Source organism: Actinosynnema sp. NPDC023658, from assembly GCF_040639995.1.
Classification (GTDB): Bacteria; Actinomycetota; Actinomycetes; order Mycobacteriales; family Pseudonocardiaceae; genus Actinosynnema.
This window is the reverse complement of record NZ_JBFAAX010000281.1, coordinates 1-5,351: the sequence shown is the minus strand read 5'-3', so window position 1 is coordinate 5,351 and position 5,351 is coordinate 1. Positions and strand designations below refer to the sequence as shown.

Annotated in this window: 4 protein-coding genes; all 4 read right to left on the bottom strand. The window is 71.3% G+C overall.

Annotation, left to right across the window (positions count from 1 at the left end):
* A partial coding sequence (locus AB0G02_RS23800; protein ID WP_360797673.1) for an ATP-binding cassette domain-containing protein occupies positions 1-488 on the bottom strand: 488 nt, incomplete at its 3' end.
* The gene (locus AB0G02_RS23795) at positions 485-1,045 is read right to left on the bottom strand and encodes a biotin transporter BioY (protein ID WP_360797672.1); all 561 of its coding nucleotides are present in this window, start codon (positions 1,043-1,045) and stop codon (positions 485-487) included. The genes AB0G02_RS23800 and AB0G02_RS23795, both read right to left, overlap by 4 nt.
* 108 nt (positions 1,046-1,153) lie before the next feature.
* On the bottom strand, positions 1,154-1,765 hold the full coding sequence (locus AB0G02_RS23790) for an energy-coupling factor transporter transmembrane protein EcfT (RefSeq protein ID WP_360797671.1): 612 nt from the start codon (positions 1,763-1,765) through the stop codon (positions 1,154-1,156).
* Between the two features lie 155 nt (positions 1,766-1,920).
* Entirely contained in the window at positions 1,921-5,004 is a 3,084-nt protein-coding gene (locus AB0G02_RS23785) for an ATP-binding protein (RefSeq protein WP_360797670.1), read from the bottom strand.
* Positions 5,005-5,351 lie beyond the last annotated feature (347 nt).

The window sequence follows — 5,351 nt, the reverse complement described above, 5'->3', positions numbered from 1 at the left end:
CTGGTGTTCGCCCCCACCAACACACCGCGCGGGGCCACCACCCCCCCCACCGCCGCGATCGCGAGCAGCTGCTTCTGCCCGCCGCTGAGCAGGTGCGCGGGGTGGTCCCGGAACTCCTCCAGGCCGTAGGTCGCGAGGGTCTCGGACACCCGCCGCTCGACCTCGTCCCGCGCCACGCCCCGGTGCTTGAGCCCGAACGCGAGGTCCTCGGCCACGGTCGGCATGACGATCTGCACGTCCGGGTCCTGGAAGACGAACCCGACCCGGCGGCGGACCGCCCTGCCCTGCTTGCGGGTGTCCAGGCCGTCCACGCGCACCCGGCCCTCGGTCGGCACGAGCAGGCCGTTGAGCAGGCGCGCGAACGTGCTCTTGCCGGAGCCGTTGGAGCCGATGACCGCCACGCGGCGCTCGTCGAGCCGCAGGTCGACCCCGCGCAGCACCACGCGCTCGCCGAACCGGTGGCCGACCCCCTCGACCTCGATGCTCACCCGGCGACCTCGGACCGCGGTTCGACCAACGGGTACGCGCGGCGCACCGCCACGGCCGCGAGCGAGCCGATCACCACCTTGATCGCGTCACCGGGCAGGAACACCACCGACCCGGTGATCGCCTTGCCCAGCGGCATGCCCGCCGCGACCGCCATCCACGGGATGCCGATGACGTACAGCACGAGCGCGCCGCCGACCGCGTTGCACAGCAGGGCGGTGCCGAGGTTGTAGCGCTTCCACAGCCGCTCGGTCAGCAGGCCGACCACGAACGCGCCCACCGGGTAGGCCACGACGAAACCGCCGGTGGGGCCCAGGATCACGCCGAGACCGCCGCGACCACCCGGCAGCACCGGCAGGCCGACCAGCACCAGCACGTCGAACAGCAGGATGGCCAGCCCGCCCCGCCGCGCGCCGAGGATCGACCCGGCGAGCATCACGCCGAGCGTCTGCGAGGTGAACGGCGCGGGCACGAGCGGCAGTTCGATGAGCGGGAAGAAGCCGAGCACGACCATGATCGCCGCCATCAGCGCGATCAGCGCGATGTCCTTCGAGCGCACACCGAACCCCTTGAATCGGAATACCCGGATTTTCCCGGCGTCATCATAGTGATGAGCCGGGGTCTGACCTCGGGGGACTTGTCCGGCCGGTGGATTCGCGCGGGCCCGTCAACGGCGGCGCGGCGGATCGGTGTCGAGCCCGCGGGCGTCGAGCGCCTCACCGAGGCCGTCGGCCAGGCGCAGGGTCTTGACCAGCAGCGGGGTGAGGAACGCGAAGCTGCGCTCGACGCCGCGCGCCTTCTGCGCCGCACGCACCTGGTCGGCCTGCTCCCTGATCACCGGGATGAACCGGATGGTCAGCGCCACCAGCAGGCCCACCCGTTCCGGCCGCACGCCCAGCGGCCGCAGCGGGCCCAGGGCGGCCTCGATCGCCGCGATCATCGCGGACGTGCGGGTGGTGAGCGTGACCAGGTTGGCCAGCAGCACCAGCACCAGGACGCGCTCACCGACCAGCACGGCCGTCCGCCAGTCGGTCAGCACGAGCTGCGCGACGACGATCAGCGCGGTGAACGGCAGCACGGGCCGCAGCTGGTGCCACGTCGTGCGCCACGGCACCCGCGCCACCGCGTAGAGCACGACGACCACCGCGAACGCGACGCCGAGGGCGAGCATCGACCGCACGAGGAACAACACCGAACCGACCGCGAACAGCACCAGCAGCTTCGCCCCGGCGGGCAGCGCGTGCACCGGTGTGTCGGCGTCGTGGTAGAGGCTGAGCACGACCCGTTCTACCCCATCACCCGCCCGCCCCCCCACCACCCGTCCGGCCTGCGAGACGACGCCGACCGCCCGCCGTGCCCGGCGACGTCACACCATCCGCGATGCCGGTGCGCAGGACGAACGGGCGGGGTCGCGGACGACTCCGCCGGACCCGGTCAGATGCCGAGGTCCTGCATGGCGGCATCCACCCGCCGGATGAGGTCCGGGCGGAACGTCTGGACCCGGATGAGGTTGATCCTGCTCATCAGCTCGACCAGGTCCGGGTAGTTGCGCTCCTCGGGGAACTTGAAGCCGGCCTCGTGCAGGCGCAGCCAGGCGTCCAGCAACGGAACCTCCAGCTGGTGGTCGAGCGCGGGCAGGTGGCCGATCCTCGTCTGCACCTCGCCGATCAGGGCGAGGAGCTGTTCGTCATCCGTCGTCGTGCCCAGCCGTTCGCACAGCACGTGGAGGAACCCGTTGGTCAGCCCCAACCTGGTCCCCGCCAGGGTGCGCAGGACGTCGATGTCGGCGATCACCTCGCGGCGCAGCCGGTCCAGGACCAGCTGGGGGTGGGTGTCGGCCCACACCTGGTACTGGCGGCTCCGCTTCTCCTGCGGCGCCGGGGTGTTCAGCTCGACCACCGCTCGCGCATAGCTCAGGTCGAAGTGGTCCCCGGACAGCCCTTCGAAGGCGTACCGGAACAGGTTGCCGGCGGGGTCGGTGGTGAAGTGCGTCTCACGGGCGGCGTCCCACAACGAGAACGCCGGGGGCAGGTTGGCGCGGTCGACGAAGCGCGGCGACCAGCTGCCGGCCGTGATCACGCGTCGGTCGGCGCTCTGCCACTGGACGTGGATCGACCCGATCAGCGACTCCCACTCGCCGTCGGACAGCTGCGACTTCCAGAATGCGGTCAGCTTCGGCCAGTCGGCGATGCCGAAGTCGCTGGTGTCGAGCTCCTCACTGAGGATGGTGGCCAGCAGCACGAGGTTGAGGCTATGGATGGCGAAGCGGGCGGGCACCCCGCGAGCAGACGGCCGGTAGTCGCCGCGGCTGCGCGGCCGGTGCTCGTCGGCGGTCTCGAACAGGCGCGCGACGAGCGCCGCCAACGCCGGGCGTTCGGTGCTGGTGGCGGCCAGCTCGATGAGGAAGTCGATCACGGACTTGCGGGCGGTCAGCGGGGTGAACGACAGCAGTGCGTACAGGTTGCTGTCGTCGGCGGGGCCGGCGGACAGTGTGGGGCGCTGGGTGGACTCCACCCGGTGCAGGTCGCACAGCACGTGCCAGGTTAGCCGGGCGACCAGGTACTCGCCGAACGTCGCGTGCAGGAACTCGTAGGTGCGCAGGGTCACCAGGTCGTTGACGGCCTCCGCGCGCTGGATGAAGAAGAAGCGCGCGAGCATCGTCCCGCCCGGGGTGATGGGCGTGCGCATGCCGTGCCGCCGCGTGTCGTTGCGCCAGTCGAGCAACGCCGCCAGGTCGTGGTCCAGGTCGGTCTCGCTCGCCCACAGCGCTCCGCGGTGGAACATCGCGAACGCCACGACGGCCAACCGGGTCAGCTCGTTCTCGACGTCGGTCGCCAGGTCCGCCTCGGTGCGGTCGCGGTTGTCCTTGGAGACCTCCCGCAGGGCGAAGCTGCTCAGCAACCGGTCGTAGAGCTCGGCGCGGGGCAGGTCACCGCCGTTGCGGCGCAGCGCGTCGTCCGTGGCGTCGTAGAGCGCCAGCATCAGCAGCAGCAGCGGTTGGACGGCGAGGTCCCGGTGCGCCAGCACGGTGTCGGGCGTCAGCGCGGTCCGCTGGGACGAGCCGAAGAACCCGGCGTTGGTGGCGTTCCAGACCTGCAACCACCGCGCGACGTGGCCGTCGGTGAACGCGCCCAGCCGGAGCACGCTCGCGCCGACCGGGATCCGCATGGTGGACGCCACGCCGATGCGGCTGGTCACGATGACGATGATCGGGCGCCCGGCCGCGGCGCACTCGCGCTGGAGCTTCTCCACCCTGGTCAGGTAGTCGGTGTTGGTGACGCCGGTGACCTGGAGGAGCTCGTCGAACCCGTCGAGGATGACCACGGGCACGGCGTCACCCGCGATCCGGGACAGCTCGGCGAGGCTGACGGGGTCGTGCAGGCTCGCGCGGATGCCGTGCTCGACCTGCTCCAGCAGGTCGCTCTCGGCCGGCACGGACCGGAGCTCCACCCGCAGCGCCAGGAAGTCGGCGGCCGGCAGCCGCGCCGCCAGCACCTTGGTCAACAGCGACTTGCCTGCTCCCGGATCGCCCAGCACCACCAGCGGTTGGGCTAGGGCGTGGGGCGAAGTCAGGTGACCGGCCAGGCACTGGTGCAGGTCCGAGCGGCTCGGGATCTTCTCCCACCACTGCAACTGGCTGGGCGCCGCGCCTTGCTGCATGGTGACGATCTGGAAGTCCGGGTCGATGTAGGCCTGTTCGGTCACGGGCAGGTTCAAGCCGGTCGGGACGTCCTCGGTGTCCAGGATCGGCCGGGTGAGCACGGCGCGGTGCTGCCGGGACAGCTCTTCCCGCCGGGTGTCGGGCTCACGGCCGACGAGGACCGCGGTCAGCGCGGTCTCGATCCTCCCCAAACTCGCCTCGACGGCGGCGCCGTGCCGTAGTTGCAGCCACAGCGACAGCTCCGGGTAGTCGCCGGCCAGCTCGCGGACCAGTTCCTCGTAGCGCCGGATCGCCGTGGACTCCACGCGCGTCAGCACCTCGCTGACGTGCCCGCGCTCGTCGACGTCGATCGTCCGCCAGGCGGCCCGGTTGCGCAGGAGCGTCAGCAGGGCGGCGGCCGAACGCGCGTAACCCTCGCCGATCCGGCCGAGGTTTTCGGAGTAGGTGCACGCCGCGGACGGCAGCGGCCACACGCCGTCGAACAGGCTGGTCAGGCCCAGCAGCTCGGACTGCTCGGACTTGTCGACGTCGAGCGTCTTGAGTGCCGGGGGCAGGCGCAGCGCCGCCACGGCGTCGAAGAAGGCGACCACGACGATCACCGCGTGGGCGGCCTGGAGCCGCTCGGTCCGGTCGTACCGCGTGAGGCCGCGTCGCCTCGCGCCGGCCTTCACGAGCAGTTCGTGCGCCAGCCGGACGAAGTCGACCTTCGCGTCGAACCAGCCCAGCAACTCCGAGATCCCGAACGTCGCGCCTGCCAGCAGGGCCCCGCCGACCAGGCGGTCCAACGCCGCCACCAGCTTCTGCTCACGTGCTCCGAGCAGCCTCACGGCGTCGGCGTAGCTGAACCTCTTCGTCACGCGGGAGAGTGTCACAGCCGCGCTGTTGGCCAAGGGGGAACTCCGAGCTGCGTCATACGTTCGAGTGAAAAATCAGGGCTGACCGGGTGGGGCGGGGAACGTCGACGGCGCCGCGGCGGGAGAGTGGCAGCGGTCCCGTGGTCGGGATTCCGGAGCCCGCACGGGAGGTGCCGTGGTCAGCGCTGGCGGGGACGGCCGGTTCGGCACCGACAACGAGGCCGCGGCCTTCGTGCTGGACGAGATCTTCGGTTACCTGTACTCGGCGGCCGGCTGGGCATCGTCCTGGGCACGACCGCGGGGAGCTTCAAGTCCACCAGCGACTACAGCCGCGAGACGCTCGTGCAGGA